This is a genomic window from Mycobacterium sp., assembly GCF_036273375.1.
Classification (GTDB): domain Bacteria; phylum Actinomycetota; class Actinomycetes; order Mycobacteriales; family Mycobacteriaceae; genus Mycobacterium.
Genome location: NZ_DASUHS010000287.1, coordinates 1 through 2182 on the forward strand (window position 1 = coordinate 1; position 2182 = coordinate 2182).

The 2182-nt window shown below is 66.5% G+C and carries 4 protein-coding genes; all 4 read right to left on the reverse strand.

Translation table 11 applies throughout. From position 1 onward, the window contains the following. Positions 1–377 (reverse strand): VOC family protein (locus tag VFW69_RS25135; RefSeq protein WP_526505778.1); only part of this gene is annotated, 377 nt, incomplete at its 3' end. After that, the gene (locus VFW69_RS25140) at positions 361–846 is read right to left on the reverse strand and encodes a helix-turn-helix domain-containing protein (RefSeq protein ID WP_526505780.1); all 486 of its coding nucleotides are present in this window, start codon (positions 844–846) and stop codon (positions 361–363) included. The genes VFW69_RS25140 and VFW69_RS25135, both read right to left, overlap by 17 nt. Before the next feature lie 88 nt (positions 847–934). After that, entirely contained in the window at positions 935–1675 is a 741-nt protein-coding gene (locus tag VFW69_RS25145; RefSeq protein ID WP_526505782.1) for a hypothetical protein, read from the reverse strand. Beyond that, a partial coding sequence (locus tag VFW69_RS25150) for a SatD family protein (RefSeq protein ID WP_526505784.1) occupies positions 1672–2182 on the reverse strand: 511 nt, incomplete at its 5' end. The genes VFW69_RS25145 and VFW69_RS25150, both read right to left, overlap by 4 nt.

The following is a 2182-nucleotide window of genomic DNA, read 5'->3' on the forward strand; positions in this document are numbered from 1 at the left end:
GACGGGTCACGGAAGGAAGTGTCGATGCCGTACGCCTGCCGGGTGGGAGGATCGTTGAATGTAACGCCGCGAGTGGACAATTCGTCGTAGCGGGCCTGGCAATCGTCGGTCTCCAGAAACAAGGTGCCGCCTGCTCCCTTGGCCACCAGTTCAGCCAGTTGCGCGCTGGCCCCAGCGTCGAGCATTGGTGGTTTTGGAACGGGCATCAGCACCAGCCCGACGTCGTCTTGCCCGACGGGTCCGACGCACAGCCACCGGAAGTTCCACGCCTCCATCGTCACATCCGCGCGGATCTCCCAGCCGAGCGTCTTGGTGTAGAACTCCAGGGCCGCGTCTTGGTCATGCACCCAGAACTGCGCGTTAGCGATCTTGAGCATCGGTTCTCCTGACTTCGATGTGTCGTTTTGAAGCTACGGAGGTCGCGGGTTCGCCGTCTTCTCGAAACGTGCGGTTTTGTGGACGCCCGTAGGCCAGCGCGACACAGCGTGGAATCCGCACGTAGCGGTCGGCCGGCGGGAAGTTGTTCCGGTAGGCCTGCGGCGTGCCGCCGAACATGCGGCGAAAGCTGGTGGTGAATGAGCCGACGCTTTCCCAACCGACGGCGAAGCAAACAGCGGCGACCGTCCAGTCGGTTGTGCGCAGCAGCGCTGCGGCTCGTTCGAGCCGCCGCGTCAGTAGATACTGGTGCGGCGACTCGCCGAACGTCTGCTTGAAGCGTCGACTGAAGTGGGCTGGTGATAGGCCTGCGGCCGTTGCCAGGTCGGCGACGGAGAGCGGCTCGTGATAACGCGCGTCGACGAGGTCTTTGGCACGCAAAAGATGCCGGGCTATTGGTGCAGCTGCCACTTTCATAGTGTGCCGGACCAACGGCTGCTCTTGCGGGTTGTGAATGCCGCAACGCGGTTTCCCGACACGATCACACGCGTGCAACCCCTTACCTGGTGGCCAGCACAAGGCCGATGCCGCCCAAAGCGAGCAGCCAGCTGGTGAAGCTGCCGACCAGGAAGTACTCGGTCACCTCGTCGATGCCGACCCCACCGTCGCGGCTTGATTGGGCGCTCAATTCCGGGAACCGGATGATGCCCTTGGCGGCGACGACGGCGCTGGCCGCAGCGACCTGCCCGCCGACGCCGAGGCTCAGGATCAGCAGCCGTTCCATCGGTCCCAGCAGCCTGCCGCCCTTGAGCCGGTCCGACGGCTGCGGCTGACCAGCCGGCCGCACCGCACCCACTGAGCCAAGCACCAAGCGCACCAGCTGATTTGCGGTCGCGAACTGGGCGAGGACTACGCCGACGACCATCAACAACCGGGTGGGCGTGACGGGCGTGAGCGGCAGGTGTACCCAGGCCGACCACCGGGTGATTGCGCCGCTGGCAGGCGAAGACCATCCGGAGAGCACGGTCAGCAGCGCAAGCGCGACGCCGAACACCGCCAAGGCGGCGACGTGCCGGCTGCCGCTGCGTTCGCTTCGCACGCATAGCGACTCCCAGGCGACCACCGCCGCGGCGGCCAGCACCAGCAACCCGATGTCGCCGGCATGCCACAGGGCACTCGCCGCCGCGCACACCATGACCACGACCGGTCCGATCGCCAGCGCCGGCCATACCGCACGGATCGCGCGCCGACAGAGATCGGCGATTCCGAGCGCGATGAGGAAGACCGCGACGGCGCTCACGGCAGACTCCGAAGGTATTGGCTGGCAAGGACAATCAGGTCCAAGCCGTCGCGGCTGGCGCGCTGGGACACCGCCGACGGGCTGATGCCCTCGTCGGTGGCGAGCTCTTTTTTGGTTCGGCCTGTCATCAACCCCCTCACAATCCGCAATGATCTTTCATCGAGGGATCCAAGCAGATGGTCCCGACAGATCAGGGCCGCGTTGACCGCGGCGGCGTCGCTGCGTGTGTCGCCGTCCGCCCGGAACGCGGTGCGTACCAGCGTGAAGCCGGGCTGCCGCTGAGCCTCCGCGGTCTGCTGAATGGCTTCTCGCGCGGCCCACCAGCCCGGTCCGTCCTGGATTCCCGCGTCGGCATCGAGGATGTTGACCGTGCCCCAGCCGATGCCGAACCGGACATCGACTTCGGGGCCGACGGCCAGCCGCAGCGCCAGGGCAGCATCGATCGCGGCGCCTACGGTCGGGTAGCTGCCCTGAAACTCGTCGCCTACGGTGAACGCCGGCGGGTCG